Source organism: Lysobacter korlensis (genome assembly GCF_042434515.1).
The window spans coordinates 1-2,598 of sequence record NZ_JBHLTG010000033.1; the positions used below are offsets into that span (position 1 = coordinate 1).

Consider the following 2,598-nt stretch of genomic DNA (forward strand, 5'->3'; position numbering starts at 1 on the left):
TCGTACAGGTAACATCGGCCCGTCGCTGTCAGGGTCCGGCGCGACCTCACGCTTTCTTCCGGGCCAGCGAGTGTCCAGGTGCTTCGGACCCTTTCGGGCCTAACTACGCGTTCAAGCCGAAACCGCTTCGCGGTTCGGCTTAACTTGGGTGTTAGGCCCTGACCATGGTTAGCCGTCTGATGAGGTCAGCCCCACTGCTTCTCGCCGTGTTTGGTGTCGCCGGTTGTGGGCCAGCTGCACTGTCCGTCGCCGAGTGCGAAGCAATCCGAGACGCCGAGCTGGCGTTCCTCCACGCCTCCGATCCGGACCGCGCGCTCAATCCCAAATGGGTTGCAGAAAGCTCTGCCAAAGTCGTGGAGAGGTGCGTTGCAGGCCAGCTCTACACGCGCAGGGACTACGAGTGCATGGTGTCAGAGCAACCTGGAGTGGCCATTGGGCACTGCATGGCGCAAGCTCATGAGCAAGCGAGCCAGTAGCGTGCAGCACGGGCCTAACAATTCGTCCAAGCCGACGCCGCTTCGCGGCGCGGCTTAACTCAGGTGTTAGGCGGGCAATAGACGTACTTGCTCAGCGGTGCCCTGTCTGGCCTCGCACACTTGCCTTACTGAGTCAGAGTGCCGGTCATGCATCGCAGCGCCCGGGGTATTCGTTCGGGGCAGCTGGCTGCCTTCGGAAACTCCGGACCTCAAGCGCTTTCGGTCCGCGTCCGGCTGGGTTCTGGGGCCTAACTGAAAGCGTTAGGCACTGTGGCTTCTTGGCGGGCGCTCCCCACACAGTCGCCTGCAGGTGTCCTGCCTTCGGACGCTGCGGACGGGTAAGATCGGATCGTTGCTGTGAGGGTTCGGCGCGACCTCCAGCTTTCTCCCGGGCCAGCGAGTGTCCAAGTCCTTCGGACTCTTTCGGGCCTAACTACGCGTTCAAGCCGAGCCCGCTTCGTAGCTCCAGAACTCCATAGGGGTTCTCGGGCGGGCCGGCTTAACTTGGGTGTTAGGTGCCAGATGAGCCTCTTCCCGAAGCGAGTAAAAATCATCCAGAGCGAGCCGTTCATCGCGGCGGTCCCGGTGTCAGCACGGCCGCCTCTTGGCCATTTTGTGCTCACTGAGCTCGCGATCGTCATGGCCACATCGGTCTCGGACGCGACGCTGGGCAATGTTAGCTCTACCGCCACCTCCTTCTCTCGGTACTCGATAGAGTCGGACGATGAGGCGATTGGTCTAGACGACTTTGCAAAGCTGCTGCGGCAACGCAGCCCTTTCGCCATAGATAAGAATTGCCCGGTTGCTGAGCTGTCGCTGTCTAGTACGGGCGCCTACGTCATTACCCCTCTAGTTCGCGCCGGACAAGGTAAGACGTTGGACCAGACTAGCTTGGTGGAGATTCCGACAGCGACAAGCCCCGATCAAATCGGTGCCGCCATTCGAGCAGCGCTGGCCATTAGCGCTAGTTCACTGGCTGGCACCTAACGATTCGTCCAAGCCGACGCCGCTTCGCGGCGCGGCTTAACTCAGGTGTTAGCCATCAGGGAGAGATAAGGATGACCGTGAAGAAAGTACTCGTCGCTCTTGGGTTTGCTATCACCACAACCGCGGCTTTTCCTTCCGTTGCATCGGGTTTCCGCGCACCTGCACACTCACAGATGACGTACTCGTTCACTTGCCCGTCTGGCACCAGTGGGCACGTAAGCTACACCAAGGATTTCGATCGTGAGCCTAGCTCGCGGCTAACAATCTGGGTCAATGGCAAGTACGTTCATGAAGTGCCGCATGTCGCCGCAGAGCTCAAGGTCCGCAACGTCGAGAAAGTCGGTGCGAGCTGTGAAGGTGATAACACGCTGCTCTATCTGCAAACCTTTGACCCCTCTCGTGGGGAGGGCAAGGAGCTGAAAGTTGTGTACCTCCATGTGAACCGTGCGGGGGAGGTTTCGCCCTCTGATGTCTAACAATTTGTCCAAGCCGACGCCGCTTCGCGGCGCGGCTTAACTCAGGTGTTAGGGCCCTATGGGTGCAGTGCTAGCAATCGAGAGTTCACTGAATCACGACGGGGATGGAGTCGTCGGCTATCGAGTGGCCGTGAAGAATCTAGAGTTCGCTGCGGGCACTGAATTGTGGGGCACTTCCAAAGACCATCTTGAGCTCGCCGCAGGTCTCGCCAGCTTCTTGGAACGCCCGTCCGCGCCAGCGACCTTCCAGCTCGGCGCGCCCGGCGTCGGCTATTTGCGGCTGGAGTTCTTCAGCCTGGATACTCTCGGCCACATCGGCGTGTGGAGCACCGTGGAGTCCAAGTACCCGGCAGCCCGGTCAGAGGGCCGTGAGCTGGCCAGCCTTTTCATGCAGTGTGATCCTGCAAGCATTGACCGCTTCACGGCTGCGCTGCGGCGCTTTTCCGTGGGCTCGGCTAACCGGGCGGAACTGTCCGGGGTCGGGCCCTAACAATTCGTCCAAGCCGACGCCGCTTCGCGGCGCGGCTTAACTCAGGTGTTAGAGCGCACATGAGACGTCTGCTGCTCCCGATAATCTTGGTCCTGAGCGCTTGCGCGTCGGTGCCTAAATCCTCACCCGCCACATCAGCTTCTTGCGCAGAGCGAGTTGCGGCTGCCAA

The 2,598-nt window shown here is 60.4% G+C and carries 3 protein-coding genes; all 3 read left to right on the top strand.

Annotated features, from left to right (window positions below; all coding sequences use genetic code 11):
• Positions 1-998 precede the first annotated feature (998 nt).
• Positions 999-1,463, top strand: a complete 465-nt coding sequence (locus ACFFGH_RS34245) for a hypothetical protein (RefSeq protein ID WP_386677412.1) — start codon at positions 999-1,001, stop codon at positions 1,461-1,463.
• A gap of 71 nt (positions 1,464-1,534) precedes the next feature.
• Entirely contained in the window at positions 1,535-1,939 is a 405-nt protein-coding gene (locus ACFFGH_RS34250; protein WP_386677414.1) for a hypothetical protein, read from the top strand.
• A gap of 130 nt (positions 1,940-2,069) precedes the next feature.
• Entirely contained in the window at positions 2,070-2,429 is a 360-nt protein-coding gene (locus ACFFGH_RS34255; protein ID WP_386677415.1) for a hypothetical protein, read from the top strand.
• Positions 2,430-2,598: the final 169 nt, after the last annotated feature.